The organism is Botrimarina colliarenosi (genome assembly GCF_007859955.1).
Classification (GTDB): Bacteria; Planctomycetota; Planctomycetia; order Pirellulales; family Lacipirellulaceae; genus Botrimarina; species Botrimarina colliarenosi.
This window is the reverse complement of sequence record NZ_SJPR01000001.1, coordinates 1,590,611-1,617,201: the sequence shown is the minus strand read 5'-3', so window position 1 is coordinate 1,617,201 and position 26,591 is coordinate 1,590,611. Positions and strand designations below refer to the sequence as shown.

Annotated in this window: 23 protein-coding genes; 17 read left to right on the top strand and 6 right to left on the bottom strand. The window is 67.3% G+C overall.

Annotation, left to right across the window (positions count from 1 at the left end):
• Positions 1 to 232 precede the first annotated feature (232 nt).
• The 6 genes from Pla108_RS06355 to Pla108_RS06330 form a co-directional block, all read right to left on the bottom strand.
• Entirely contained in the window at positions 233 to 991 is a 759-nt protein-coding gene (locus Pla108_RS06355) for a FliA/WhiG family RNA polymerase sigma factor (RefSeq protein WP_146444453.1), read from the bottom strand.
• 204 nt (positions 992 to 1,195) lie between these two features.
• Positions 1,196 to 1,429 (bottom strand): hypothetical protein, encoded by a 234-nt coding sequence (locus Pla108_RS06350; protein ID WP_146444030.1) that lies wholly within the window; start codon positions 1,427 to 1,429, stop codon positions 1,196 to 1,198.
• Positions 1,430 to 1,578: 149 nt separating this feature from the next.
• Positions 1,579 to 2,322, bottom strand: coding sequence for a MinD/ParA family protein (locus Pla108_RS06345; RefSeq protein ID WP_146444029.1), 744 nt, complete (start codon positions 2,320 to 2,322; stop codon positions 1,579 to 1,581).
• Between the two features lie 193 nt (positions 2,323 to 2,515).
• Positions 2,516 to 3,667 carry a flagellar biosynthesis protein FlhF gene (locus tag Pla108_RS06340; RefSeq protein ID WP_146444028.1) on the bottom strand — a complete coding sequence of 384 codons (1,152 nt, stop codon included), beginning with the start codon at positions 3,665 to 3,667 and terminating at the stop codon, positions 2,516 to 2,518.
• A gap of 98 nt (positions 3,668 to 3,765) precedes the next feature.
• Complete coding sequence (gene flhA, locus Pla108_RS06335; protein WP_146444027.1) at positions 3,766 to 5,847, bottom strand: flagellar biosynthesis protein FlhA; 2,082 nt, start codon at positions 5,845 to 5,847, stop codon at positions 3,766 to 3,768.
• A gap of 307 nt (positions 5,848 to 6,154) precedes the next feature.
• A complete protein-coding gene (locus Pla108_RS06330) occupies positions 6,155 to 7,675 on the bottom strand; it encodes an AAA family ATPase (protein ID WP_197526291.1) in 1,521 nt (506 codons plus the stop codon).
• A gap of 508 nt (positions 7,676 to 8,183) precedes the next feature.
• On the opposite strand from Pla108_RS06330, the gene Pla108_RS06325 reads away from it, so the two are divergent.
• The 17 genes from Pla108_RS06325 (at position 8,184) to Pla108_RS06245 (ending at position 26,585) form a co-directional block, all read left to right on the top strand.
• Entirely contained in the window at positions 8,184 to 9,401 is a 1,218-nt protein-coding gene (locus tag Pla108_RS06325; RefSeq protein ID WP_197526290.1) for a hypothetical protein, read from the top strand.
• 375 nt (positions 9,402 to 9,776) lie between these two features.
• The gene (mdh, locus tag Pla108_RS06320; RefSeq protein WP_146444024.1) at positions 9,777 to 10,721 is read left to right on the top strand and encodes a malate dehydrogenase; all 945 of its coding nucleotides are present in this window, start codon (positions 9,777 to 9,779) and stop codon (positions 10,719 to 10,721) included.
• 233 nt (positions 10,722 to 10,954) lie between these two features.
• Positions 10,955 to 11,713 carry an alpha/beta hydrolase gene (locus tag Pla108_RS06315; protein WP_197526289.1) on the top strand — a complete coding sequence of 253 codons (759 nt, stop codon included), beginning with the start codon at positions 10,955 to 10,957 and terminating at the stop codon, positions 11,711 to 11,713.
• Between the two features lie 319 nt (positions 11,714 to 12,032).
• On the top strand, positions 12,033 to 14,471 hold the full coding sequence (locus Pla108_RS06310; protein WP_146444022.1) for a tetratricopeptide repeat protein: 2,439 nt from the start codon (positions 12,033 to 12,035) through the stop codon (positions 14,469 to 14,471).
• 17 nt (positions 14,472 to 14,488) lie between these two features.
• On the top strand, positions 14,489 to 14,995 hold the full coding sequence (locus Pla108_RS06305; RefSeq protein WP_146444021.1) for a flagellar export chaperone FlgN: 507 nt from the start codon (positions 14,489 to 14,491) through the stop codon (positions 14,993 to 14,995).
• Positions 14,996 to 15,042: 47 nt separating this feature from the next.
• Positions 15,043 to 15,984: a sensor histidine kinase gene (locus Pla108_RS06300; RefSeq protein ID WP_146444020.1), complete on the top strand. Its 942-nt coding sequence runs from the start codon at positions 15,043 to 15,045 to the stop codon at positions 15,982 to 15,984.
• A complete protein-coding gene (locus tag Pla108_RS06295; RefSeq protein WP_146444019.1) occupies positions 15,981 to 17,405 on the top strand; it encodes a sigma-54-dependent transcriptional regulator in 1,425 nt (474 codons plus the stop codon). Before Pla108_RS06300 ends, Pla108_RS06295 begins: the two co-directional genes overlap by 4 nt.
• A 229-nt stretch (positions 17,406 to 17,634) precedes the next feature.
• The gene (locus tag Pla108_RS06290; protein WP_146444018.1) at positions 17,635 to 18,102 is read left to right on the top strand and encodes a flagellar basal body rod protein FlgB; all 468 of its coding nucleotides are present in this window, start codon (positions 17,635 to 17,637) and stop codon (positions 18,100 to 18,102) included.
• Between the two features lie 50 nt (positions 18,103 to 18,152).
• Positions 18,153 to 18,566 (top strand): flagellar basal body rod protein FlgC, encoded by a 414-nt coding sequence (gene flgC / locus Pla108_RS06285; RefSeq protein WP_146444017.1) that lies wholly within the window; start codon positions 18,153 to 18,155, stop codon positions 18,564 to 18,566.
• Positions 18,567 to 18,604: 38 nt separating this feature from the next.
• Positions 18,605 to 18,931 carry a flagellar hook-basal body complex protein FliE gene (fliE, locus tag Pla108_RS06280; protein WP_146444016.1) on the top strand — a complete coding sequence of 109 codons (327 nt, stop codon included), beginning with the start codon at positions 18,605 to 18,607 and terminating at the stop codon, positions 18,929 to 18,931.
• A gap of 94 nt (positions 18,932 to 19,025) precedes the next feature.
• Entirely contained in the window at positions 19,026 to 20,672 is a 1,647-nt protein-coding gene (locus Pla108_RS06275; RefSeq protein ID WP_146444015.1) for a hypothetical protein, read from the top strand.
• A gap of 26 nt (positions 20,673 to 20,698) precedes the next feature.
• Positions 20,699 to 21,790: a FliG C-terminal domain-containing protein gene (locus Pla108_RS06270; protein WP_146444014.1), complete on the top strand. Its 1,092-nt coding sequence runs from the start codon at positions 20,699 to 20,701 to the stop codon at positions 21,788 to 21,790.
• Positions 21,791 to 21,792: 2 nt separating this feature from the next.
• The gene (locus tag Pla108_RS06265; RefSeq protein WP_146444013.1) at positions 21,793 to 22,461 is read left to right on the top strand and encodes a FliH/SctL family protein; all 669 of its coding nucleotides are present in this window, start codon (positions 21,793 to 21,795) and stop codon (positions 22,459 to 22,461) included.
• A 27-nt stretch (positions 22,462 to 22,488) separates the two neighbouring features.
• On the top strand, positions 22,489 to 23,859 hold the full coding sequence (locus Pla108_RS06260; RefSeq protein WP_146444012.1) for a FliI/YscN family ATPase: 1,371 nt from the start codon (positions 22,489 to 22,491) through the stop codon (positions 23,857 to 23,859).
• A gap of 18 nt (positions 23,860 to 23,877) precedes the next feature.
• Positions 23,878 to 24,345 carry a flagellar export protein FliJ gene (gene fliJ / locus Pla108_RS06255; protein WP_197526288.1) on the top strand — a complete coding sequence of 156 codons (468 nt, stop codon included), beginning with the start codon at positions 23,878 to 23,880 and terminating at the stop codon, positions 24,343 to 24,345.
• A gap of 10 nt (positions 24,346 to 24,355) precedes the next feature.
• Entirely contained in the window at positions 24,356 to 25,045 is a 690-nt protein-coding gene (locus Pla108_RS06250) for a SpoIIIAH-like family protein (protein ID WP_146444010.1), read from the top strand.
• Between the two features lie 40 nt (positions 25,046 to 25,085).
• The gene (locus Pla108_RS06245; protein ID WP_146444009.1) at positions 25,086 to 26,585 is read left to right on the top strand and encodes a flagellar hook-length control protein FliK; all 1,500 of its coding nucleotides are present in this window, start codon (positions 25,086 to 25,088) and stop codon (positions 26,583 to 26,585) included.
• Positions 26,586 to 26,591 lie beyond the last annotated feature (6 nt).

Below are 26,591 nucleotides of genomic sequence, written 5' to 3'. Positions count from 1 at the left end.
GAAACCGGCGATACGCCAAATCACAGCGGTCGCCGCAGCGGCTCGATCGGTCGGGCGCCGTCGTGATAGCAGCCGCTGTTTGACAAGGTTGATCACTCTCGGGAAGTGATCAACCTTGTCAAACAGGTCTGCTAGCGGCGCCGATCGAAGACGCCGGCCCAGGGTGGAAAAGAAAAAAGCCGCCGGCTTGCGCCGACGGCTTCTTAGATCGTGGACTGATAGCGGAGCGGCCTCAGGCGACGCCGAACTCCGGCCGGCGCCGGCCGAGCTGGCCCTGCAGACGCTGGACGATCGCCGAGTGCATCTGGCTGACGCGGCTCTCGGAGAGGTCGAGCGTCGTGCCGATTTCCTTCATCGTCAGTTCCTCGTAGTAGTAGAGGATGATGATGAGGCGCTCGTTGCGGTTGAGGCCCTTGGTCACGAGCCGCATGAGGTCCGACTTCTGGACGCGGCGCGTCGGGTCGTCCGACTTCTTGTCCTCGAGGATGTCGATCTCGCGGACGTCCTTGTAGCTGTCGGTCTCGTACCACTTCTTGTTGAGGCTGATGAGTCCGACGGCGTTCGCCTCTTGGATCATCTTCTCGAGCTCTTTGACGGACATCTCCATCCGTGCGGCGAGCTCGATCTCGGTCGGCGAGCGGCCGAGCTCGGCCTCCATCGCCTTGACGGCGGCGCCGAGCTTCGAGGCCTTCGACCGCACCAGGCGGGGGACCCAGTCCATGCTGCGGAGCTCGTCGAGCATCGCGCCACGGATACGGGGGACGCAGTAGGTCTCGAACTTGACGCCGCGGTCCATGTCGTACGCGTTGATCGCGTCCATCAGACCAAAGACGCCGGCCGAGATGAGGTCGTCGAGTTCGACGCCGTCGGGCAGGCGGCTCCAGATCCGCTCGCCGTTGTACTTCACCAGGGGAAGGTACTCTTCAACCAGTCGATTGCGGAGCGACTTGTTGTCGGGGTCCGCCTTGTAAGCCTTCCAGATGACCGCCATCTCGGCGGCGCGGGCTTCTTTGGCGGCTTCTTTCTTCGGGTCCTTGACCGGGCCATTGGTCTGCGGACGTAGCACCCGCGAAGCAAGCGTCGTTGCTGCCATACATTCCTCCGTGAATCACTTACGGTCACGCCACCCGTGGCGAGCCGCGTGCGGGATCCTTCCCGCGTATTTTGTAAAGTCCCAGGCGCCGGGCCTTGGGCTTCAGTTTTTCGCCGCCTCAAACTCGTCGATCTGTCTCTGGATTCGCTGTCGGACCGATTCGTCGACCGTCGCCTCGGCGATCTGTCCAACGATGTATCCAACGCCCGCTAGGGCCAGCATCGCGATGACGGCGGATAAGGCCGTCCCCTCTATGCTGGCGCCGAGGAGGGCGCCCCGCGCGAACGTGAATGCCCAGGCAAGGGAGCCGAGCGCGCCGGCGTAGGCCCTTGCCATGACTTTTCCGTCCCTGTGGCCGCAAACCTTCGACAAGCTGCCCATCTTGCCCGATGGGGGCGCGACGGGTCGCACTCAACTGTCATCGGCGAGCGGGCGGCGGAGGGTTGAGACGAATTGGTCATTCTTTCCGGTTCGAAGAGGGAGGCTCAAGCAGCGGCGGCCGCGGTGACGGGCGCGAGCGCCGGATCGGTTGTCGTCGTTGGTAGCCAGCCGGCCAGCGCCGGCGATCGGGACAAGAATTGCTGGCACGAATGGGCGAGCGCGGCGTGCACGTGGCGGGCCGCCTCGTCGTCGTCGCAGTGATTCGCAATCAGCCCGACGCGCGAGACCACGCCGCCCAGTCGCTTGAGCGTCAGGTAGCCGTTGACCGTCGAAAGCCGGTCGCCGGTGGTGACCAGCAGCGGCCGCTGCGCGCGGCTCGCTAGCTCGCGGGCCCAGAGGGTGTCGCCCACGCCGGCGTCGATGACGATCCAGCCGCCCGAGTCGTCGGTCCACAGCCGCCCGGCGCGGAGCAGCCGCTTGGCCGCTTCGGTGACGGCGGGGCCGTCGCCCGGTTGCGGGGGGACGCCGAGCTTGGCGGCCGTCGTGAGGGCGAGCCCCGGTGTCGGCGTCGCTTCCGCTCCGGCCATCACCGCCAAGTCGTTGCGGCCGGCGTGCGCGTCGATCGCTAGCACGGCGACCCCTTCCGGTTGGCTGCTCGAACGCGCCAAGTCACGGGCCACGGCCAACGCCACGGACGACGTGCCGACGCCTCCCTTGGCGCCGAGCACCACGACGACGCGGTCCGCGGTCGGCGGCCCGCCCGCCGCGAGGCCTTCCGCAACGCGACGCAAGTGATCGGCCTGCTGGCCATCACTAGCGTGGTTCGGAGCGGAAGGAGAAGGCGGCATTGTTGGAAGTGCGAAGTTGGAAGTGGGAAGCGAGACTACAAGGTCGCGAGCCCCCAAGTGGGAAGGGAGCCCTAAGCGTCAGCGCCGGGAGTTGAAGCGGGTACCCAGCGCCACTCCCGGCGCTGGCGCTTAGGGCTCCCCGTCAATTGCTTGTGCGACTCGACTGCCAGTGCGACTCGATTGTTGGGGCGACTCATAACAATTGCTCCCCCAGCAGCCGCTGGGCGAGTTCTTCGCCGGCGGCGATGCGGATGTCTTCGGGCACGCTCTGGCCGTCGGTCAGGTAGCTGACCGGCAGGCCGGCGTCGACGACCGGCGCGGCGGCGTGGCCGAGCGCGGGCGCCTCGTCGAGCTTCGTGAGCAGTAGCGAGGTCGGCTTCACCGCGGCGAAGCGCTGGATCGTGTCACGCAGGCCGCGGGCGGTGCTGGTGACGCTCGCCACGAGGTGCGTCTCGTCGGGCGCCGCTTCGGCGAGCAGCGTGCGGAGCTCTTCGATCCGCTCGGCGTCGCGGGGGCTGCGGCCGGCGGTGTCGATCAGCACCAGGTCGAGACCCGCCAGCTTCGCCACCGCGGCCCGCATCTCGGCGGGCGTCGCGACGACCTCCATCGGCAGGTCGATGATCTCGGCGTACGTGCGGAGCTGTTCGACCGCGGCGACGCGGTACGTGTCGACCGTGACGACGCCGACGCGGGCGCCACCGCGGAGGCGGTAGTTGGCGGCGAGCTTGGCGAGCGTCGTGGTCTTGCCGACGCCGGTCGCACCGACCAGCGCAACCACCCGGCAACGGCCGCTGTTCGCATCGACGCGGATCGGCCCGCTGACGGCAAACTTCTCTCGCAGCGACGCCACCACGGCGCGGCGGTACGACGCGGCGTCGCTCTTGCCGTCGATCAACCGGATCGCGGCGTCACGCACCAAGGTGCGGGCGAGCTCGGGGGCGACATCGGCGGCGATCAGCTCGCCACAGACCTGCACCTGCGGGTCGGCGGCGGCTGGCTCGGCGGCTACTGGCTCGGCGGTTGGCGGAGTCGGCGTTGGCGTGGCGGGTGGTTGCTGTTTGACAAGGTTGATCACTTGGGGGGAGTGAACAACCTTGTCAAACAGCGGCGGCGTAAGGGACGGGCGCTGGCCGCCAAGGACAGCGCCGCTGCGGGCCGCTTGCTCGGCGAGCGGCGAGTGGTCGGGCGTCGCGGCGACTTCAACCGCACGGCCCCGCACCAGCCGGGCGATCGGCCCGGCGTTGACTTCACGCGAGTGGAGCACCGCCGCTTCGGGTCCAAACTCGGCGCGCACCATCGCCAGGGCGTCGCGGAGCGTGCGGGCTCGGAAGGTTTTGATGGTCATTGGATTGCGGATTGGGGATTGCGGATCTCGGATTCGTTGGACGTTGGAGTTCGCTTACGGTTAATCCGCAATCCGAAATCCAAAATCCGCAATCATCGTTAGCCTTCGTTCACCACGCCGTGGGTGACGAGCGTCGTATCTCTTGTGACTTCGTTGAAGCTGAGCACCGCTAGTTGCGGCAGCGAGGTCTCGGTGATTTGTTTGACCGCGGCGCGGATCTGTGGGCTCACCAGCAGCACCGGGCTGTGGCCCGTTGTGGCGAGCTTCTGGGCCTCGGCGCCGATGGCGCGGTTGATCGATTCGATCGTCGCCGGCGGCAGCCGCACGAACAGGCCACGCTCGGAGTGCTCGAAGCCGGTGCGGACCTTGTCCTCGAGCGTCGGGTCGAGCGCGATGACGTGCAGCTGGCTCTCGCGGTCGCGGTAGCGGGTGCAGAGCTGGCGGGCCAAGCGGTGGCGGACGTACTCGGTGAGCAGGATCGGGTCCTTGCTCTTCGGCGCGTTGTCGCCGAGCGCCTCGAGGATCGTCGCCAGCTGGCGGATCGAGACCTGCTCTCGCAGCAGCATCTGCAGCACGTTCTGCACCTCGGCGAGCGACATCACGTCCGGGATCAGCTCGCCGACCACGGTCGGCGACTGGAGCTTGAGCTCGTCGATCAACGCCTTGGCGGCGTCGCGGGTGAGGATCTCGTCGGCGTGGCGGCGGCAGACCTCGGTCAGGTGCGTGGCGAGCACCGCGCCGGGCTCGACGACCGTGTAGCCGAGCATCTCGGCCTCGTCTTGCTTGCTGTAGTTGATCCAGAGGGCGTCGGTGCCGAAGGCGGGGTCCTTGGTCGCGATCCCCTCGACCTGGCCGCTGGTCATGCCCGAGTCGATCGCCAGCAGCATGCCGGGCTCGATCTGCGCGGTGGCGACTTGCATGTCGGCGATCTTGATGCGGTACGAGTTTTGATCGAGCCGCATGTTGTCGCGGATGCGGACCTTCGGCATCACGAGGCCAACTTCGCCGGCGATGTTGTTGCGCACCTTCTGGACGCGGTCGAGCAGGTCGCCGCCCCGGTTGGGGTCGGCCAGGCGGATGAGTCCGACGCCGAGCTCGACCTCCATCGGATCGACGGAAAGGTAGTCCTCGACGCGTTTCTCCGCCGGCGGCTCGGCCTTCTTCTTCTGGTCCTCTTCGCTCGGCTCGTTGCGTTTCTTGTTCTGCAGCGACCGGGCGAGGCCGACGCACGCGCCGCCCAGCACCAGCAGCGGCGTCGTCGGCAGGTTCGTGAAGACCAGCACGCCGAGGAACGCCGCCGACACCATCAGCGCCTGCGGGCGGCTGAACATCTGATCGATGAACATGGCGGGCATGTTCGTCTTGCGGCTGCTGCGGGTGACCAGCAAGCCGGCCGCCAGCGAGATCAGGAACGCCGGGACCTGGCTCACCAAGCCGTCGCCGATCGTGAGCCGCGTGAAGAGGTCGGCCGCTTCGCCAAACTTCATCCCCTCTTGGCCGACGCCGATGACCAGGCCGCCGACGATGTTGATCACCGTGATGATGATGCCGGCGATGGCGTCGCCGCGTACGAACTTGCTGGCGCCGTCCATGGCGCCGAAGAAGTCGGCCTGTTGGGTGATCTCGTTGCGGCGGGTCTGGGCCTCGTGCTCGTCGATGATGCCGGCGTTGAGGTCGGCGTCGATCGCCATCTGCTTGCCCGGCATGCCGTCGAGCGCGAACCGCGCGGCGACTTCCGAGATCCGCGTGGCGCCCTTCGTGATCACCATGAACTGGATCACGATAATAATGACGAAGATAATCAGACCGACAACGATCCGGTCGCCCGCGACGAACTCGCTGAACGCCGTGATGACGCCGCCGGCGGCGTCCATCTTGGCCGAGCCCGCCTGCGTCAGGATGAGCCGCGTCGTGGCGACGTTGAGCACCAGCCGGGCGAGCGTCGTCGCGAGCAGCATCGACGGGAACACGCTGAACTCGAGCGGCGACCGCACATAGATGGTCGTCAGCAGGATGATCACCGAGACGGTGATGTTCGCCGCGAGCATGATGTCGAGCAACGCCGACGGCAGCGGCACCAGCACCACCAGCACGCTGGCGATCATCGCCACCGGCAGGATGAGGTCGCCAATCCGGCCCCAGGGGCCGTTGGCTGCGTTGTCGTCGTGGCCGCTCGTCATAGCTTCCCTCACACGCGGCCGCGCTCCCTTCCCTGGGAGCCGCGTCGCGTTTGTCACGCCCTCCCGGTCGGAAGGCGGCGGAACGTTAGGAAAACCACCAAGAAGTGGGAAGGGGGAAGTTGGAGGGCGGAAGTTGGAAGTGGGAAGTGGGGAGCCCCCAAGTGGGAAGGGAGCCCTAAGCGTCAGCGCCGGGAGTGGCGCCGGGTACCCGCTTCGACTCCCGGCGCTGACGCTTAGGGCTCCCCTCCCCCCTTCCCACTTCCCACTTCCCACTTCCAACTTCCAACTTCCAACTTCCCCCTCGCTTTCACGCTGCTAGCGGCACGTCGCCCAGGCTCTCGCCACAACGCTGGCACGCGACGCGCACGTAGCCGTCGAACGTGCTCGGCGACTCGCTCCACTCGTGCTGGCACCGGCTCTTGGCGACCTCCGCGGCGGGCTCGGGCTGTTTGACAAGGTTGATCACCTCGGGGGAGTGATCAACCTTGTCAAACACCGGCTTGCTAGCAGGCAGGCGCCAGCGGTACGGGCCGTGGCCGGCGTCACGCCGCATCTCGACGCCCAGCCGGCGGGCCGCCTTGCGGAGCGTCTGCTCGCCGAAGCCCTCTTGTTGCGACCCCTCGTCGAGCAGCTCGCGGCTGACGATCGCTCCGCCCCCTCCGAGCCGGCGGGTGAGCCACGCCTCGGCCTCGGCCGTGCGGCTGTCGCGGCGGCCACGCGGGGCGCCGCTGTCGCTGTTGTCGGCGGGCGAGAGCTCGTCGGCGTTCAGCAGCACCGGCTCGGGCTCCCACTCGATGCGGCCAATCGACTCGCCGGTCGGCAGCTCGTCCGTGACGATCGTGTAGGCGAGGCCGTCGCGGTCGGGCGCCAGGTTGTTCTTGATCGGCAGCCACAGGCGACGCTCCGCGTCGTCTGGGTCGCGGGCCACCAGGTGCCCGACGCGGGCCGCCGCGATGTACGCCAGCGAGCCCATCGTGCGGTAGACGGCCGGGCCCCCCTGCGACTTGTTGAGGTGCGTCACGCACAGCACGGTGATCCCCTTCCAAGCGGCCAACGACGCGAGCGGCGCCAGCAAGCCCCGGACGTCGGCGTTGCGGTGCGTGTCGACGCCCGGCGTGTAGGCGCTGATCGGGTCGATCACCAGCAGACGGGTGTCGCCCTGCTGGTCGATCACGTCGCGCACCAGGTCGAGGTCCGACGCCAACGACAAGCCGCGGGTCGGCCGGTCGGGCGTCGGGTCGCCGTCGGCCGGCGCGCGGCGGTTCGACACGCCTTCGACGATCGCCACCTTCGACAGGTCGGCCCCGTGCGCCTCGAGCCGCGGCACGATGGTCGTCGCCGCGTCGTCCTCGGCGCTGAGCACCACGACGCCCCCCGCCTGCGCGGCGCCGCGCCCGTCGGGCCACTCGGCGCCACGCGTCACGCGCGCCGCGATATCGAGCGACAGCGTGCTCTTCGACAGGCCCGGGTCGCCGGCGAACATCGCGAGCGAGCCGATCGGCAAACGCCCCGGCCACAGCCAATCGACCGCCCGCCGTTCGATCGACGCCGCGCAGCGCACCACCAGCCGCGGCTCGTCGCTTGCCTGCGCGTCGACGGCCGCCTGCCGCAGCTGCGCATAGAAGTAGGCGAGGATCGCCCGCGTCGTGGCGGGCCCGTCGGGCTCGCACGCCACGCGGGCCGCCTGCGCGACGAACTTGTCACGGCGGTGCGAGTCGTCCGGATGAAACCGGTCGGTGTACTCGCCGTCGGCGCCGCGGGCGGTGAAGCTCCGCTTGCCGTAAGCATCGACGGGCGAGACGAGGATCGTGAGCGGCGCGTCAGACATCGGGCGGGCCTCGTGGCGGCGTGGCGTGAAGTGAACACGCATACATCTACCACATCGCGCGGCCAAAACCGAACACGAAGCGCGCCAAACCACCCTGGTTGACAAGGTTGATCACTCCCAAGAGGTGATCAACCTTGTCAACCAGCCGGAAGGAAGGGAGCCCCCAATTGGTAAGGGAGCCCCTAAACAGTAAGGGAGCCCTAAGCGCCAGCGCCGGGAGTCGAATCGGGTACCCGGCGCCACTCCCGGCGCTGACGCTTAGGGCTCCCTTCCCATTTGGGGGCTTCCAACTTCCAAGTTCCCACTTCCAAGTTTCTTTCTCTACCGACGCTGTTTGACAAGGTTGATCACTCACGGGAAGTGATCAACCTTGTCAAACAGGGTCGAATGCAACGCGTTCCGTTCAAAACGACTGCGAGCCAGAAGCTGTCTCGCCACCGGCGTGGCCGTTATGATGCCACACACCTCGACAGGCCTTCCCGGATTAATCAACGCTCGATCCAACTCCATGAATCACCTCTTCGGCAAAGCGGCGTTCGCGACCCTCGTGCTGCTTACCAGCGGCTCGGCGGAGGCGAAGTGGTTTGAGTTGGTCCGGGAACTGCCTGTCGAGACGCCGGTGGGACCCGAATTTGGTCGCAATGTCGCGACGGATGGAGTCGTCGTTGCGGGCGCGGCGTTGTCTTCCGATTCGGCTCCGGGCTCGGTAGGCGGGGCGGGCTATGTGTTCGATCCCACCAGCGGCGCCCTGCTGAACCGACTGAGTGACAGCTCCACCAGCAGAGCGGACGCCTTCGGATTGACGATCGCCGTCAGCGGCGACAGGGCGCTTGTCGGCGCTCCCCGCGGCGCGACGCAGTTTGACACGGCCTACCTGTTCGACCTCACCACGGGCGCCCTGCTGGGTAAACCGACGGGCGACGTACGCTCCGAAAACTCGTTCGGCTCGGCGATGGCGATGGACAACGACATCGCCCTCATTGGTTCTCCCCGCGAGTTCATCTCTGACACCCAACGTGGCGCCGTCTACATCGTTAATACGCAAGACGGGTCGCGACTCGGTAAGCTCACGTCCGCTTCGACGCCAACGAGCTGGTTCGGCTCCTCGGTCGACCTCGATGGAGGCCTCGCCCTCATCGGAAGTCCCGACTTTAGCGGAGTCGGATTGGCGAGCCTGTTCGACCTCTCCCTTCCGGCCAAGCTCCTCGACCTTGCGCCGGACGATACTCCGGCTGACAACAGTTTTGGCACGCAGGTCGCTATTGACGACGGTGTCGCGATCGTCGCCGCCCCGGGCGCCAGATCGGGCGCCGCGTACCTCTTCGATGTTTCAACGGGCGAGCAGCTCACGAAATTAACCGGAGTGGGCAATCGAATCGCTGAACACTTTGGCGCATCGGTCGCGATCGACAACGGGATCGCCGTCGTCGGAGCGCCCGGCGTCGGCGCCATCTACGTCTTCGACGTCAAGACGGGGACTGAGATCGATCGACTGACGCTCGACCCCAGCGTATTGCGCACCAACTTCGGCGATCGCCTCGCGTTCAAGGACGGGCTGCTGGCGGTCAGCGCTGGCCCGGGTGGTGGTAATCGCACCGGGGCGGTCTACGTCTATCGCCTCGTCCCCGAGCCGCCCGTCGTGTGGCTCGCCGCGACGGCCCTCGCGCCGCTCGCGTCGCGCCGGCGGCGCCCCGCGGCGCGGCTGCTTGAGAAGGTCGCTGTTTGACAAGGTTGATCACTTCCGGAGAGTGATCAACCTTGTCAAACAGCCGAGCCCGACGCAACGCGCGCCCGACAAATGCGATCGGGGAGCCCTAAATCGTAAGGGAGCCCTAAGCGCCAGCGCCGGGAGTTGAAGCGGGTACCCGGCGCCACTCCCGGCGCTGACGCTTAGGGCTCCCTTCCCACTTCCACCTTTCCGACTTCCCCCCACCTGTTTGACAAGGTTGATCACTTCCCCTGAGTGATCAACCTTGTCAACCAGCCATCGGCGTTGCGCTGCGACAGAGGGTCGCCCCTTGTTGGGCGAATCGACTGGCGCGATACTCTCCGCTAGTCGTTCCGCCCTTTCGTCTGTCCCTCCTTCCGGGAGACCCTGTTCATGCGTCGCGCCAAGATCAGCATCGTTGGAGCCGGCAACGTCGGCGCTACCTGCGCCCATTGGTGCGCCGCCGAGCAGCTCGGGGATATCGTCCTCTTGGACATCCCCGGCGACATGGCCGACATGCCCCGCGGCAAGGCGCTCGACCTGCGGCAATCCTCGCCGATCTTCGGCTTCGACTCGAACATCATCGGCACGAACGACTACGCCGACACGGCCGGCAGCGACGTGGTGGTCATCACCGCGGGCATCCCGCGGAAGCCCGGCATGAGCCGCGACGACCTGCTCGCCACCAACGCCAAGATCATGGGCCTGGTCTGTGAGCAAGTCGCCAAGTCGAGCCCGGACGCCGTCGTCATCGTCGTCAGCAACCCGCTCGACGCGATGGTGCAGCGCGCCCTGCAAGTGACCGGCTTCCCGCCGAACCGCGTCATCGGCCAGGCCGGCGTGCTCGACACGGCGCGCTACCGCACGTTCTTGGCGATGGAGCTCGGCGTCAGCGTCGAGGACATCTCGGCCCTACTGATGGGCGGCCACGGCGACACGATGGTGCCGCTCGCCAGCTGCACGAGCGTCGGCGGCATCCCGATTTCGCAGCTGCTGTCGCAAGACAAGCTCGACGCGATCATCGACCGCGCCCGCAAGGGGGGCGCCGAGATCGTCGGCCTGCTGAAGACCGGCAGCGCGTTCTACGCCCCGGCCGGCGCCACCGCGCAGATGGTCGAGGCCGTCATCCGCGACAAGAAGCGGCTGATCCCCTGCGCCGCGTACTGCGACAAGGAGTACGGCGTCGGCGGCTACTACGTCGGCGTGCCCGTCATCCTCGGCACCGGCGGCGTTGAGAAGATCGTCGAGCTTGAGCTGACCGACAGCGAGACCGCGGCGTTCAAGAAGAGCGTCGACGCGGTGAAAGAACTTGTGACCGCCATGGCGGGTCTCGTCTAGCGCACCGCTCTTCGCTCCGCCGATGGCGGCAGCGGTGATCTCCGAAAAGTTCGCCGTTGCTAGCGTCGGTTCGCGTTGACGAATCCGTATCGCCTCGCGTAGATTTCGCCTCACCCGAGCAATCGGGCGCTCGTCGACCTCGTCGATCGCTCGCCAACCACGGTGGTCCTTCCGATGACCGCTGTCCGACCTCCCGCCGCCGCCGCCCCGGAGTTGTCTTGACGATGCCACGCGTGCCGTCTGTTGTTGCGAAGACTTCCTTTAAGTCGACTCCGCACTCGCTCGTCCCCACTAGCACCGTCCCTTACTCCGAGTCACGTCGCTCGGTCCCCGCCGAGTGGGCGTGGAGCGAAGCGACAGCAGCGCCAGCGGTCGACCCGACAACCGCCACCTTCGCCCCGCTCGGCTACGAGAGCGGCTACCAGTACCCGCTGCTGGTCTGGCTCCACGGCGACGGCGCCAACGAGCAGACCCTGCCGCAGGTGATGCGGCACATCAGCGTGCGGAACTTCGTCGCGACCGCCCCGCGGGGCGTCGACGGCGTCGCCTCCGCCTTCGGTTGGAGGCAAAACGCCGACAGCATCGACGCCGCCGAGGACGCCGTCTTCGACGCGATCGAGGCGACCGGCGAACGCTTCTCGCTGCACCCGCGTCGCGTCTTCCTCGCCGGCTCGGGCTCGGGCGGCTCGATGGCGATGCGGATCGCCCTGCGGCACCCGGGCCGGTTCGCCGGCGTCGCGACGCTCGACGGCGCCCTGCCGACCAGCGACGCCCTGCTCTGCCGCGTCAACGAGCTGCGGGAGCTGCCGATGCTGCTCTCGGCGTGCAAACAGAGCCCCGCTTACTCCGAGCCGCAAGTCTGCCGCGACCTGTCGCTGCTCCACTCGGCCGGCTGCAGTGTCGCGATCCGCCAGTACCCGGGCGACGACGACCTGACGACCACGATGCTAGCGGACCTCAACCGCTGGGCGATGGGCATCGTCTGCGGCTGAAGCCGCTGAGAGAACGAAGCGGTTCGGGAGCCCTAAGCGTCAGCGCCGGGAGTGGCGCCGGGTACCCGCTTCGACTCCCGGCGCTGACGCTTAGGGCTCCCTTCCCACTTGGGGGGCGCCCCACTTTCCAACTTCCAAGTTTCTTTCTCCACCGACGCTGGTTGACAAGGTTGATCACTCTCCGGAAGTGATCAACCTTGTCAACCAGGTTCACCGCCTGCCCGGTGGCTCCGCTAGCACGTCGTTTGGCTTGCGGGTCTCTCCGTTGACACCGCCGCGGTCGCGTCTGTAGAAGCCGCCCTCTGGCGGCGTTGGCCCGATGCCTGCGCCGCCCCCCGTCTGTACGGAGGCGCCGGCTGTGCCCGAGCCCGAGGAACTACGCGACGAAGAGACCGACGTAGCGCCTACGGGGCTATTGGGACGCTTGCGTCACTGGACCGATGGCCACCCTATCCGCAGCAAGCTGATCGGCGCGGCACTGATCCTCGCGCTGGTGGCGACGGTCGGCGCGTGGGTGCTGGTCGCGGAGATCGCGATCACCCCCGAAAACGCGAACCTCGCCCGCGCGCTGGAAGAGTTCGACGCCGGCGAGGACGACTCAGCCCGGGCGATCGTCACCGATCTCATGAAAGGCGACTCGCTGAAGACGTCCGACTACGGCGCCGCGCTCTTCATCATGGGCGCCCTCAAAGTCCGCGAAGCGGAACGGCAATGGTCCAGCGAACGCGGCCGCAACGACTACTTCATCGCCTCGAAGTATCTGGCCGAAGCGCGGACCTTCGCCTTCCCCGACGGCCGCAACGCCGAAGGGCTCTACCTGCTGGGCAAGTCGCTGCTGGAAAGCCGACAGCTGCAGCAGGGGGTCGAAGCGCTCCGCGACGCGCTCGCCGCCGGCGTCGAGCGGAAGTGGCGGGCCCACCTGCTGCTGGCCGAGGCGCACTTCTACGCCCCAACGCCCAACTTTGAAGACGCCGTTGGCGAGATCGACACCGCGATCAAGGACCCCGACATCGACGCCGACCAACGCGCCTCGGCCTTGTTGCTGAGGTCCGAGGCCCTCGCGATGCTGGGCCGAGGCGTGGAGGCGGAGCAGGCGGCCGCCTCCGCCGGCCCGAGGGCCAACCCGGCGCGCCGCTCGCTCGCCGAAGGCCGCTCTCTGGTGGTGCAGCTCGAGAACGCCCCGCCGGAGCGACGCGTCGCCATCGCCAAGAACGCCGGCTCGGTGTTGGAAAGAGCCCGCCGCGAAGACCAACTCTCAACGGGCGTCTCTCGCGAGAGCGACTTCCTCAAGGCCCGGATCGCCGAGCTCCTCGGCAACCGCGACGAGGCGGTCGAGGGCTACCGCGAGCTCCGGCGTTCGCACGGCACGTCGGACGCCGGCATCGCCGCGGCCTTCGCCGAAGGAGACCTCCTCCAGCGTGAGGGCGCCGACGACGCCGCCATCGCCGCCTACCGCCGGGCGCTCGACACCCTGGACGATCCCAAGGCCTACCGCAACCGTTCGCTGCCGTTGAGCGAGGTGCGCCGCCGAACCCTCGAGGCCCACGCGGTGCTGCTCGACCGCGGCCGCTACGACGCCGCCCTGCAGCTCACCGACTGGGTCGGTCCGCTGGTGGGAACGACCCAACAGCTGCTGATGCAGGCCGATACGCTGCGCGGTTGGGGCGAGAATCTCATCGAGCAAGCCGACGCCCTCGGGTCGCGTGGCGAGCCGCAGCGGCGGCAGGGACGCCACCGGCTCCGCGAGTCGGGCGTCGTCTACGAGCGACTCGCGGAGGCGCGGTTCGCCACCCGTCAGTTCACCGACGACCTCTGGGTTGCAGCCGAGATGCTCCAGGCGGGCCAGGCCTACGGCGAAACCATCCGAGTCATCGAGCGTTATCTACGCAACGAGCCCATCTCTCGGAACGCGTTGGCCCTGCTCCGAGTCGGCGAAGCCCACCTCTCTCGTGGCGAAGACGAAGCGGCGATCCGCACGCTCGAGGAATGCCTCGAGTTCCACGCAAACGATGCGTCGTCGTATCGGGCCCGTCTGGTCTGCGCGAGGGCGCACCGCCTGCGCGGCGATTTTGACAAGTCCGAGGAGTTGCTCCGCTACAACCTGACCCGCACCGCCCTGACGCCGGCGAGCCCCGAGTGGCGGGATTCCAAGTTCGATCTCGGCCAACTGCTCGCCGAGTCGGGTCGGCACAACGAGGCGATCGCCGAGCTCGAGGAAGGGATCAATCGCTACCCGGACGACCCCCAAGCCCGCCTGGCGCGCTATCAGATCGCCCTCTCCAATCGCCAAGCGGCCCAGGAACCGCTGAAGCGATTCAACGCGGCACAAACCGTCAACGAGCGCGAGCAGGCCCGTCGCGAAGCCGACGAGTACCTCGAAGCCGCTCTCCACATGTTCCAGCAGGTGCAACGCGAGATCACGCTCGCCGACTCGGGCGACGACCTCGACCGGGCGACCCTCCGCAACTGCTTCATGCTGGGCGGCAACGTCTTGTTCGACCTGAACCGGTACGAGGAGGCTCGTCAGTCGTTCGCGAGCGTTTCGACGCTCTATCAGAACGAGCCTTACATGCTCGAGGCGCTGGTGCACATCTATCACTGCTGGCGCCGGCAGAGCGACCGGACCAAGGCGATGGGCGTGGTTCAGCAAGCGCAACAGCTCTTACAGCGATTGCCACCCGACGCCGATTTTGCTACTTCGACCAACCTGACCCGCACGGAGTGGGATCGATTGCTCTCCCAACTCCAGCAGCTTTGACCGTTTCTCGAGGCCCGATGCCTACCACGTCCCCCACAACGCCGACCGAATCGCTCGCTCGCCTCGTGCGGCAGAAGCGCCGGCTGCTCGAGCAGCTCGTCGCGCTGGGCCGACGCCAAGGAGAGCTCATCGCCGCCGGAGACGCCGCCGCTCTGCTGCAGGTGCTGGGAGGCAAACAGCAACTGATCACCGGACTGCAGGTCATCGAACGCGGCCTCGACGCCTTCCGCCACGAAGACCCCGAGTCGCGCTGCTGGCCTTCCGAGACCGACCGCGCCGCCTGCAAGGCGGACGCCGACGCGTGCAACGGGCTTCTCGCCGAGGTGATCTCCATCGACCAACTGCACGAGGGCGAGCTCACCGCCCGCCGCGACGAAGTGGGCAAACGCCTGCAACAAGCCCAGTCGGCCCACGCCGCCTCCACCGCCTACAAGCCGCACCTACGCGGCGCCCCGCGTCCGGCGATCACCGTCAACGACAACGCGGCGCCGCTCAGCGCGTCGATCGATCTCACAAGCGGCTGAGCGTTCTTGACGTCCCAGCTCACCCGAGCCTCTCCCCAGGCGACCCCATGGCGAATCCTTCCAACGAAGACCTCCGGCCCGCGGCCGTCGGCCTGTCGCTCTATCGTGGCGACGACCACGTCGAGCCCGGCGCCCCCGAGCCCGAAGCCCTCGAGCCCGAAGCCCTCGAGGGGGTGACGCCCGAGTTGTCGGAACTGCTCGACGCCTGGCAGACCGCCACGTCGCGGCTCGAGAAGACCCACGCCCAGCTCCGCGACGAAGTCGCCCGGCTGACGGCCGAACTCGAGGTGAAGAACCGCGAGCTGGCTCGTAAGAACCGTTTGGCGGACCTCGGCGAGATGGCGTCGCACGTCGCCCACGAAGTGCGTAACAGCCTGACGCCGATCACGCTCTACCTCAGCCTGCTGCGGCGGAGCCTCACCGGCGACGCCAAGGGACTCGACGTGCTCGGCAAAGCCGAAGCCGGTTTCACCGCTCTGGAGGCCACTGTGAACGATTTGCTCGCGTTCAGCGCCCACCGTCAGCCGCATGCGACGCACTTTGTCGTCGGCGAGTTGGTCGAAGAGATCACGCAGTCGCTCGCCCCGCAGTTCGAGGCGCAAGACGTCCAAGTCGAGATCGACGTGCCGCCGGCCACCGTGCTGTGGGCGGATCGCGAGATGCTCCGCCGGGCGGTGCTCAACCTGATGCTCAACGCGCTGGACGTCATGCCCCATGGCGGCGACCTGGTGGTCACGGCTTGTGAGGGCCTCGACGGCTTCGAGCTCGAGATCGCCGACAGCGGCCCGGGGATCCACGACGGCGACGAAGGACGCCTCTTCGAGCCGTTCTTCAGCACCAAAGAAACCGGCACCGGGCTTGGCCTCTCGGTCGTCGCGCACGTGGCCGAAGCGCACGGCGGCGCCGTGGTCGCCGAGAACTGCCCCGAAGGGGGCGCCGCTTTTACGCTCCGCTTGCCTCGACCGATGGCCCAGGAGGCCGCCGCGTGACCAAGCCCCCCAACCCCACCGAAACGCCGCACGGCGCCGTGCTTGTGGTCGATGACCACGCCGTCGCCCGCGAGTCGGTCGCCGACGTGCTCCGCCATGTCGGGCACCAAGCGACCGCCTGCTCGAGCGGCGCCGAGGCGCTCGCGTTGCTGCGCAACGGGTCGTTCGACGTAGTCGTCACCGACCTGCAGATGCCCGGCATGAGCGGTCTCGACCTGATCCGCGAGATCGAGCGGCTGCGCCATCGCGTGCAGGTGCTGATGGTGACGGCCCACGCCAGCGTCGAGACCGCCGTCCAGGCGATGCGTCACGGCGCGTTCGACTATCTCGAGAAGCCGTACGACGTCGATCGCTTGGAGGCGTCCGTCGCCCGGGCGATGCAGCGTAAGCACCTGCAGTCGAACGTCGAGGCTGTCGAATCCTCGGCCGAAGGCGCCGCGCCGACGATGATCGGTTCGAGCACGGCGATGCAATCGCTACGCGAGCGGATCGCCCGCATCGCCGCGACCGACGAGACCGTCCTGATCCAGGGAGAGAGCGGCGTCGGCAAGGAGATGATCGCCCAGACGCTGCACGCCCTCAGCGGTCGGCGGACCGGGCCGATGGTCAGCCTCAACTGTCCCGTCCTGTCGGAACAACTGACCGAGAGCGAACTCTTCGGCCACTGCCGCGGCGCCTTCACCGGCGCCGACGCCGACCGGGTCGGTCGCTTCGAGCTGGCCGACAGCGGCTCGCTGCTGCTCGACGAAGTCACCGAGATCAACCTCGGCCTCCAAGCCAAGCTGCTCCGCGTGCTGCAGGAGCGCGCCTTCGAGCGGGTCGGTTCGAGCGTTTCGCAGCGGGTCGATGTCCGCGTCATGGCGACCACCAACCGCGACCTCAACGGCGAGGTCACTGCCGGGCGTTTCCGGGAAGACCTTTATTACCGCTTGGCCGTCGTCCCGATTCAGGCGCCCCCGCTCCGCGAGCGGGGCGAGGACGTGCTGGAACTTACCGAACACTTTTTGAGCCAAGCGAGCCAGCGGCTCGGCCGCGAGCGGCTCACGCTCGACGCGGCGGCCCGCGATCTGTTTCTCTCGCACCGCTGGCCTGGCAATGTCCGCGAACTCCACAACGTGGTGACACGGGCCTGCGTGCTAGCGGACGGGCCCTCCGTCTCGGCCGACCTGGTGCGGCCGTGGCTCCGCCGCGACAGCATGGATGGCGCCGACGCGGCCGCCACCGAAGCGACCACCCTGCCGATCGGCTCGAGCCTCGCCGAGGTCGAGCGGCGGATGATCCTCGCTACGCTCGCCCGCTTCGACGGGCACCGACAGAAGACCGCCGAAGCCCTCGGCATCGGCGTGCGGACCCTCAGCGGCAAACTGCGGAGCTACGGCGTTGCGCCGGGCGAGAAGGATCTTTCGTCCCGCGCCGCCTAGAGCCACGCTGAGCGTCAATCGGCGCCTGGCGCCGCTGCTATCGGCAAGACCTGCCGGGGCTTCGCTGCTGCGCTCTCGGCAAGACCGGCCGAACCGCGTGGTTTTCTTCGTCTAGCGTCAGCGGCACGTCTTCTGCTACACGCTCTGCGGAGCCCGTTGTGCCGGGCCCGTCCGACTGGTTCGCACGGCTGGCCCATTTGGCTGGCCCGTACGGCAGGAGAGACCCACGATGCTCGATCCTTACGCAAGCTCGACCCTCCCGGTGCTGGAACAGGTGGTCCAGTTCACGCAGGCGCGGCACGGCGTCTTGGCGGGCAATATTGCGAACCTCAACACACCCGACTACAAGTCTCGCGACCTCTCGCCCCAAGCGTTCCAGTCGAGTCTCCGCACCGCCATCGATTCGAAACACAAGGCCTACAGCCCCGGCGACGGGATGGTGTTCGGCCCGGTGTCCGCTGGCGAGGGGGACGGGCTGGTCACACTCGGCGCGACCGACAACGGCAACGACGGCGATCCTTTCGACGGCGTCCGAGAATCGATGGAGTCCTTCGTCTACCACGACAATCGCGACGTGACGCTCGAATCGCAAGTCACCGAGATCTCCAAGAACCAAAGTCTTCACAACCTCGCCATCACGCTCATGTCGCAACAGTTCCGTCAGTTGCGATCGGCGATCAGCGAGACGGTTGCTTAGCTAATTCGCAGTTTCGTTAAAACCGCCACCAACGACCGAGGGTCAAGGCGATGTTCACCGCTTACGACATCAGCACGAGCGGCCTCGTAGCGCAACGGGCGCGACTGGACGCGATCGCCTCGAACCTCGCCAACATCTCGACCACCCGCAACGAACTCGGCGAAGCGAAGCCTTACCAACCCCGCTACGTCACGTTCGCCACCGACCCCAACAAGCAGACTGCCGCGGGCGGCGTCGGCGTGCAGGTCGCCAGCGTCGAGATGTCGGACGACCCGCCGGTGATGCGGTACTTGCCCGAGCACCCCGACGCCGACCCAAACACCGGTTACGTCGCCATGCCCGCGGTCGACATGACCACCGAGTTTGTCGACGCGCTCGAAGCGACCCGCGCCTACGAGGCCAACATCGGCGTGATGGAAATCACCAAGGACCTCGGCCGCCAAACGCTGCAGATCATCGTCTGATCCGCTAACCAAACCACCCCGACCACCACGGTCGTCCTATGAACGCGATCAACCCCAACGCCTCAGGCGGCCGACTGGTCGGCGCGACGCCGCTGCCAAGCCAGCGGCTTACGATCGCCGGCGAGGCGTCGCCCGCCAAGGACGCCGGCTCGTTCAAGAACCTGCTGCTGGACTCGATCGAAAACGTCAACGGCATGCAGCAGCAGGCCGACCAAGCCGTCGAGGCCTTGTTCACCGGCGGCGACGTCAACCCGGCCGAGGTCCTCACCGCGGTACAGAAGGCCGACATGGCGTTCCGCCTCACGATGCAGGTCCGTAACAAGCTGATGGACGTTTACCGCGAAATCCAGGACGTGCGGATCTAGGCTCACCAACTGGGTCGCCATTTAGGTCGCTAGCGGTTGCTGGCGGCCCGCTCGAATTATCCACCACTCCGGCCGACCGCTGAAATCGTAAGACATGGACTTCCTCAACCAAACCATCGCCCAACTCCGCGAGCTGTTCGCGTCGATGACGCCCGGCGCGCGCGTGACGGCGGGGCTGCTGCTGGCGGTGGTCGTGGTCAGTGTCGGGTTCCTCTTCCAACAAGCGACGACCGGTCCCGACGAGTACCTGTTCGGCGGTGAATCGATCGACCGCAGCATTCTGCCGCGGATGGAGTCGGCGATGGCCGCCGCCGACATCGAGTTCACGACCGAAGGGACCAAGATCCGCGTCAGCCGGGCCCAGAAGAACGCCGCGATCGCCGCCATCGCCGACGCGGGCGAGCTCCCCCCGGAGTTCCACCAGTTGATGGACGACGCGATCAATGGCGGCAGCCTCTTCGACTTCCGCGAAACCAAGATGCAGCGTCTCCGGGCCGCCCGCGAGGCCCAGGCGTCGCTGATCCTCGCCGACTTCCCGTGGGTCTCCAAGGCGAACGTCATCTACAACGAACGCCAAGAGAACGGCCTCCGCGCCGGCCGCCACGCGTCGGCCGCCGTCAGCCTCTTGCCGGCGGTCGGCGAGTCAATCAGCTCGCAGCGGATGCGGACCGTCAAGGACTTCGTCTCCAAGGCGTGCGACGTGCCGATCGAGAATGTCGTCGTCACCAATCTCGGGAATGACGTGAACGTCGGGTCCGATGGCGAGGTCAGCCCCGATGACTTCGATCACCCGCTTTACCGCCTGCGGGCGATGGAATCGAAGCGGGTGCGTCAGTCGATCCTCCAGAACTTGGCCTTCATCCCCGGCGTCCGCGTCCAGGTTAACCCTCGAATCGATCCGAAGACCCAGCAGCACGTCGTCGAGGTGACACCCGAGAAAGAGGCGGTCGCCTTGACGAAGTCGACGCGTCTGCAAGAGGAGTCAACCTCGACCGGCGGGAACGGCGACCGTGTCGGCCTCGAAGCCCAAGGCCCGAACGGCGTGAACCGCAACGACGTTGTCGCGCGCCAGCAACAAACGACCAAGAAGAACGAGACGACCGACATCGCCAGCGGCGTGGGCACGCGTCGCACCGAAACCTCGACAGCCGGTTTCTCTCTGGAAGAGGCCGAGGCGAGCGTGGTCGTGCCGATGTCCTACGTCAAAGCGGTGTACCGCGAGCGGAACCCGGTCCCGGAAGGCGACGAGCCGAAGGAGATTGGTCAGAACGAGCTCGAGCAGATGCAGGCGACCATCAAGGGCGACATCGAGAACATCGTCAAACCGCTGCTGCCGAAGCTGGCCCTTGGCGAGAACGAGTTTAAGCAAGTCACCGTCAACTTCGTCACCGACCTGCCCCAGACGCCGCTCCCCGAAACATCCGCCGCGATGGGCGCGCTCAGTTTTGCGGGAAGGCATGTCAACACCATCGGCATGCTCTGCCTCGCGATGGTTGGGTTGGTGATGCTTCGGTCGATGGTCACCTCCAATGGCAAAGCCAACCCAACCAGCTCGCTCCCCTCGCTGCAACTCGACGGTGAGACGCACGACGACGCCTCCGCCGACGACGACGAGCCCCAGCGGCCGAAGCTCAAGCTACGCAAGTCGGACTCCCTGAAAGACGACCTGTCCGACATGGTGGCCTCCGACCCCGACGCGGCCGCAGCCATCTTGCGGTCTTGGATCAACAACGCGGCATGACGCCGTTCACTAACCGCGGATGAGGCATGACGCCCGTCGCTGACAACTCGCTCAACCACGCCGCGGCCTTCGTCCGCGGGCTCGCCCCCGATGCGGCCGCCGCGATGCTCGGCCGGCTCTCGGCGGAAGAGGCGGGGCTGCTACGCGCGGCGATCGCCCGACTCCAGGCGGAAGAGCACAAAGAATCCGTCGAGACGGACGAGCCGGCTTTCAATTCGCGGCCAGCGTCGCCGGTCTCCTCCGATGGTTCGGTCGAGCTACAACTCAGCTCGCACGCGCCAACGTTCCAGGTCCCCGCCGCCGCCCCTGCCCCGACGCCGACGCCTCCGAGTCCGCTAGACGGCGCCGCTTGGCTCCGGCAGCTTCGCGACGCCGACCCACGAGCGATCGCTGAGTATCTCTCGCGGGAACAGCCGCGGGCGATCGCTGTCGTGATTCGGTACTTACCCCCCGAGCTCGGCGCCGGCGTGCTCCAGTGCCTGCCGGCGCCGGAGCAATCGAAGGTCGTCGCCCAACTCGCCGAGCAAGACGACGCCGATCCCGATAGCCTCCGCGTCATTGCCGCGGGGCTCTCCGACTGGGTCGATCGTAAGCGTGACGAGCACCAGCGCCGCGCAACCCGAGTGGCGACGATCCGTCAGATTTTCGCCGCGACTCCCGAATCACAGCGAGGGCCCTTGCTGCGGAGCCTCGCGGAAAGTGAGCCCGAGATTGCGGCCTCGCTCGCCGACTTGGCGCCGGAGCCGCCCAAGCCGGTTGCGGCGGAATCGACCACGCCTCGCCGTCCGGCGCCGCAACCGGAGCGCCCAGCGCCAACGCCACAGCTGTCGCTCGACGACCTCCAGCGTGTCGATGGCCGACTCCTCGCCGAGGCGCTCGGGACGCTTGAATCACGGCAGGCGTTGCTCGCCCTCGCCGCGGCTCCGGAGGCGATCGTTGGACGATTGGCCAGCGGCTTGCCCCGGGGAGCGTCGCGCGCCCTCTATGCTCGAATCCACCAAGTCGGCCCGACCACGCTCGCTGAGATCGACGCGGCGCAGAACCGGCTGCTCCTGGCGGTCGAGGCGATGGTCAATCGCCGTCGGGCCGCTCGCCTCACTCAACAGACGGGGGCATAACCATGGCTAGCATTCTTCGCCGAGGCGCCCGGCCGAACGGCGGCGTCGACGAGGCGCCCCAGCCCGCGACCTTCACCTTCAGCGACATGGCGTCGCAAGGTGACGCTTACGTGCGGAACGTCCGCACCGCCGCTTCCCAAGCGGTCGAGAAGGCAAACGCAGAGGCCGATGCGATCCGCAAGCGGGCCGAGGCCGAGGGCCACGCCGCCGCCGAAGCGACCATCGCCAAGCGGCTCGACGAGCAGATCGGCCAAGAGTTGCGGACGCTCCGACCGGCGCTGGCTCAGGTCGTCGCCGGCCTCGAGGCGGCGCGGGGCGAGTGGCAGGCTCACTGGCGCGAATCGGCGGTTGGCTTGGCGGTCGCCATTGCCGAGAAGATCGTCCGCCGCGAACTCGCCCAGGATGCGACCATCAGCGAGACCTGGCTCACCGAAGCGCTTGAGCTCGCCGCCGGCGCCAGCGACATCACGATCCGCCTAGCGCCAAGCGACATGGAGCACCTCCGTAGCCACGCCGAGAAACTCGCCGCGTCGATGGGCGGAATCGGCGACGCCCGGTTCCTCGCCGACCCGTCGATCGACGCGGGCGGGTGCCGTGTCGAAACACGCCACGGCTCGATCGATCAGCAGTTGACCACGCAGCTCGACCGCGTCTTCGAAGAACTTACATAAGCCTCCAACCTCCCAACGAACCACCCCGTGGACGACCTCGCTATCGTCGCCCGAGCGCAACCGACCGGACTGGTCGGCAGCGTCGTCGAAACGACCGGCCTCTTGGCCACGGTCGCCGACCTCGCTGCGCCGGTAGGCTCGGTGGTGCAGATCGGCGCCCGCCGGCGCACCGACCGGGGCGGCGTCGAAGGCGAGGTGGTCGGCTTCCGGGGACGGCTCACCATGGTCTCGCCGCTGGGGAGTCTCGCCGGCGTCCACCGTGGCCAGCCGGTTCGGTTGGTCCGCACGACACGACAACTCTCGGTCGGCGACGCCCTGCTCGGACGCGTCGTCAACGCCAGCGGAGAGCCGATCGACGGACTCCCCCGCCCCGCCCTCCCTTCCCGCGTCTCGGTCGACCGCGCGCCGCATCCGGCGCTCGATCGCCCCCCGATCAAAGACTCGCTGCCGACCGGCGTCCGAGCGATTGACGCCATGCTCACCTGTGGCCGCGGGCAACGCCTCGGTGTGTTCGCCGGGTCGGGCGTCGGCAAGAGCACCTTGCTAGGCATGATGACCCGCAACACCGCCGCCGACGTCGTCGTCATCGGCCTCGTCGGCGAGCGAGGCCGCGAAGTCAATGAGTTCCTAGAACGCGACCTGGGTCCCGAAGGGCGAAAGAAGAGCGTGGTGGTCGTCGCGACCAGCGATGAACCGGCGCCGATGCGTCTCCGGGCCGCTTCCACAGCGACCGCCATCGCCGAGCACTTCCGCGATCAAGGGCGCGACGTGTTGCTGCTCGTCGATTCGCTGACACGCACCGCGCTAGCAAGCCGCGAACTTGGCTTGGCGGCAGGCGAGCCTCCGACAACGCGGGGCTACCCGCCTTCTACGTTTGCGTTGCTACCGCGTTTGGTCGAGCGGGCCGGACGGACCAGCCGGGGCAGCATCACCGCTTTCTACTCGGTGCTCGTCGAAGGCGACGACCCCGACGACCCGATCGCCGACTGCCTCCGGGGTCTCCTCGATGGCCACGTCTGGCTGAGTCGGAAGATCGCCGCTCGGGGGCATTATCCCGCGATCGACATCACCCAAAGCATCAGCCGATTGATGCCCGAAGTGACGACGCCGCTACAGCTGGCGGCGGCGCAGACGGTCCGCCGGTTGCTCGCCGCCCTCAACGAGAACGCCGACCTGATCTCGATCGGCGCGTACCGCCGCGGCGCCGACCCGACGGTCGACGCGGCGATCGAACTCCGCACCGAGATCGACGCCCTCTTGCAGCAAAAGACCGCCGACAAGATCACGCCCGAAGAGGTCGTCGCGACGCTGACTCAACTCGCCAACAAGGCCGCCGGCGCCGCGACGCGACCGCGGCCGGCCAACCCGGCGCCGACCACCACCGGCCAACGCACTTAACCCCTTACTGGAATCAACGTGAGACGTCCGTTCCGACTCGAGACGGTCGCCCGACTGCGCGAAGCGCGGCGTGACGCGGCGCGCGCGCAGCTGGCCGATGGCCTGCGAGCGGCCGAAGTCTTGGCGACGAAGCACGAAGAACTGACGGCGCAGTTCACTCAACTGCTCGAAGAACGCCGCCTCGCCGCGGCGCGGCTCGACACCGCTTGGCTGATGAGCGCCGGCCGGTACGAGCTGGTCCTCCGGGCCGACGAACGGACCCTCAACGAGAACATCGCCGCCGTTGACCGCGAAATCGACCGACGCCGGCAACTGGTCGCCGAAGCGGACCGCGAAGTTCGCGCCATCGAGGTGCTCCGAGAACGCCAAGAAGAGGCCGAACGAAAGGAAGCGGCGCGGCGTGAGGCGAAGCTCATGGACGAACACGGATCGCGGATGGCGTTCGCCCAACGCCGGCGTTCCTCAGAACTGACCCAGGAGATTTGAGGAGCCCGACATGCGTTTCCTGTTCGCCATTATCGGCTACACCTCGGTCGCCACGGTCCTCGCCGCGGCCCTCGGGGTTGGTTACTTGTGGAAGACCGAACGTCTGACCGACGAGCGGATGTTCCGCATTGTGGCGTTGATCCATGGCGTCGAGACCACCGAGAAGCTTGCGCCCAGCACACCGATCGACGGAAACACTCCCCCCGAAGAGCCGTCTCTGGCTGAAGAACGCCGCCTCCGCGAACTGGCGATGCGCAACTACGAAGTTCGGCAAGAATCGCTGCAACGCGGGAAAACGGAGTTCGACCACAGCCTCGCGCAACTGATCGAGCAACGCGACCGAATTGACGACATGGCGACCGAACTACGCCAACGCATCGACCAGGTCAGCACCGAAACGGTGCTCGAAGGTGTGAAGAATGTCGTCCGCGACCTCAAGGTCGCGAAGCCGGACAAGGGCAAAGAACTGCTGCTGCGGATCCTCAACAGCGGTGGCAGCGACCCCGAGGAGAGGCAGAAGGCAATGGACGAGGTCATCCAGTTGATCAACGTGATGCCGATCGACACCTGGGCCGACATCCTCAACCGGTTTGAAGGGGCGGCCGAACTCGACCAGCTCCACAGCCTCCAGGAACAGCAGCTCGAAGGGGGAGAGAAGAAGCGCGTTCTCGAAGAAGCGATGAACCAACTCGGTAAATGACAAGCCACCCCCGCCCCGCCGCTGACCGCGGCCCCAGGCTATGAACGATTCAATCCACTCGGCCCCCTCGCTGCTGACGCTGACGGCGCCCGCCCCGGCGCGGCGTGAGTCCTCCGGCGGGGCCAGCGACAGCTTCGGCGATCGCCTGAACGAGGCGGTCAACGCGTCCGATGCCCCACCGCCGGCCGCCGAAACGACTCCGAAGGCTTCGGAGAACGCCAACCCTGACGCTAAGGACGATAAGACCGTCGCCCAAGACGCATCGGACGCGTCCGAAACCTCTACGGAAGTAGCGGCCGAGTCCACGGAGACCGATTCAACCGCCGACGACCCGACGCCTGATGAATTGGGTGAAATCGATCCGGTGGAAGCCGCATTGCTTTCAACCTACATCGTGACGGAAACGATCGTCCTCGAGACGGGCCCCGACGTGGTTCTTCCCGACGAGGCGGCGACTTCCATCGACGTATCGGCCGCGGCCGACGGGATCGAAGGCATCGACCCCGCGCTGCCGCCCACCCAGCCCGTCGCCAACACCCCGGCCGTAGCGAGTCCCTCGCCGGCGACCGACGGGGCGTCGGCTGCAGAAGGCGGCGAGTCGGGCGACCTGTTGCCAGCGGCGCTTACTGACTCGGACGCCAGCGCCGACGCGTCCCTCGACACGACGATCGAAACGACGGTCGAGGCGACCACAACTACCGACGAGGGGGCTGTCGCTATCGCGGTTGATCCCGTTGACGACACCCAAGCTGAAACAGCGGCGGCCGGCGCGTTGACCAATCAGCCGACGGTCACCGACCAGGCGAGCGAAGCCTCCGACGAAGCGTCCTCGACAGAGCAGGCGGCCGCGGACGGCGACGCCGCCGACGAGGAGGCGCGTCCCGGCCCGAGCCCGGCTACCGTTTCGGCCGCAACGGCGCCGACGGCGACCGTGACGCACCGCCACTCGGACGACGACAAGAGCGCGGACGCCCAGGGCGTCGACAGCGCTACGCCGGCTTCGAGAGAAGGCGGTGAGCGGCGTAACGGCGCCGCTGTCGAGTCGGCCGACAAGGCGAACCCTCTCGATCGGACGCCGACGATCGACCCCGCGCGGTTTGTCTCTCGGGTGACGCGGGCGATCGACATGGCGCAGCAGCGTGGCGGCGGTCCGGTCGAGATGCGGCTGAGTCCGCCCGAGCTCGGCGCGCTCCAGGTGAAGATCGAAGTGAAGGAAGGGGTAATGACCGCCAAGATGGAGGTCGAGACCCCCGCCGCACGCAATGCGCTGCTCGACAATCTTCCGGCGTTACGGGAACGGCTCGATCAGCAGAACATCCGCATCGACAAGTTCGATGTCGAAGTCCGCGACGAGGCGCAGCAGCGTGGCGGCGACTGGCGCCAGCAGCAAGACAACCAGCAGCGGTCCGAGGAACGACAAAACCGTCCCGCGGCGCGACCGGCGGCGCCCGCCAAATTGAGCGGCGGCGAAACGTCCGGCGCGACGGCTTCCCCGCGCACGATCACCTTCACAAACAACGGCATCAACCTCGTCGTGTAGCACAGG

Excerpts from the sequence above, each read along its gene's own strand:
- Pla108_RS06355 (WP_146444453.1), bottom strand. The coding sequence starts at position 991 with ATGGCGGTCATCTGGAAGGCTTACAAGGCGGACCCCGACAACAAGTCG.
- Pla108_RS06350 (WP_146444030.1), bottom strand. The coding sequence starts at position 1,429 with ATGGCAAGGGCCTACGCCGGCGCGCTCGGCTCCCTTGCCTGGGCATTC.
- Pla108_RS06345 (WP_146444029.1), bottom strand. The coding sequence starts at position 2,322 with ATGCCGCCTTCTCCTTCCGCTCCGAACCACGCTAGTGATGGCCAGCAG.
- Pla108_RS06340 (WP_146444028.1), bottom strand. The coding sequence starts at position 3,667 with ATGACCATCAAAACCTTCCGAGCCCGCACGCTCCGCGACGCCCTGGCG.
- flhA (WP_146444027.1), bottom strand. The coding sequence starts at position 5,847 with ATGACGAGCGGCCACGACGACAACGCAGCCAACGGCCCCTGGGGCCGG.
- Pla108_RS06330 (WP_197526291.1), bottom strand. The coding sequence starts at position 7,675 with ATGTCTGACGCGCCGCTCACGATCCTCGTCTCGCCCGTCGATGCTTAC.
- Pla108_RS06325 (WP_197526290.1), top strand. The coding sequence starts at position 8,184 with ATGAATCACCTCTTCGGCAAAGCGGCGTTCGCGACCCTCGTGCTGCTT.
- mdh (WP_146444024.1), top strand. The coding sequence starts at position 9,777 with ATGCGTCGCGCCAAGATCAGCATCGTTGGAGCCGGCAACGTCGGCGCT.
- Pla108_RS06310 (WP_146444022.1), top strand. The coding sequence starts at position 12,033 with ATGCCTGCGCCGCCCCCCGTCTGTACGGAGGCGCCGGCTGTGCCCGAG.
- Pla108_RS06305 (WP_146444021.1), top strand. The coding sequence starts at position 14,489 with ATGCCTACCACGTCCCCCACAACGCCGACCGAATCGCTCGCTCGCCTC.
- Pla108_RS06300 (WP_146444020.1), top strand. The coding sequence starts at position 15,043 with ATGGCGAATCCTTCCAACGAAGACCTCCGGCCCGCGGCCGTCGGCCTG.
- Pla108_RS06290 (WP_146444018.1), top strand. The coding sequence starts at position 17,635 with ATGCTCGATCCTTACGCAAGCTCGACCCTCCCGGTGCTGGAACAGGTG.
- flgC (WP_146444017.1), top strand. The coding sequence starts at position 18,153 with ATGTTCACCGCTTACGACATCAGCACGAGCGGCCTCGTAGCGCAACGG.
- fliE (WP_146444016.1), top strand. The coding sequence starts at position 18,605 with ATGAACGCGATCAACCCCAACGCCTCAGGCGGCCGACTGGTCGGCGCG.
- Pla108_RS06275 (WP_146444015.1), top strand. The coding sequence starts at position 19,026 with ATGGACTTCCTCAACCAAACCATCGCCCAACTCCGCGAGCTGTTCGCG.
- Pla108_RS06270 (WP_146444014.1), top strand. The coding sequence starts at position 20,699 with ATGACGCCCGTCGCTGACAACTCGCTCAACCACGCCGCGGCCTTCGTC.
- Pla108_RS06265 (WP_146444013.1), top strand. The coding sequence starts at position 21,793 with ATGGCTAGCATTCTTCGCCGAGGCGCCCGGCCGAACGGCGGCGTCGAC.
- Pla108_RS06250 (WP_146444010.1), top strand. The coding sequence starts at position 24,356 with ATGCGTTTCCTGTTCGCCATTATCGGCTACACCTCGGTCGCCACGGTC.
- Pla108_RS06245 (WP_146444009.1), top strand. The coding sequence starts at position 25,086 with ATGAACGATTCAATCCACTCGGCCCCCTCGCTGCTGACGCTGACGGCG.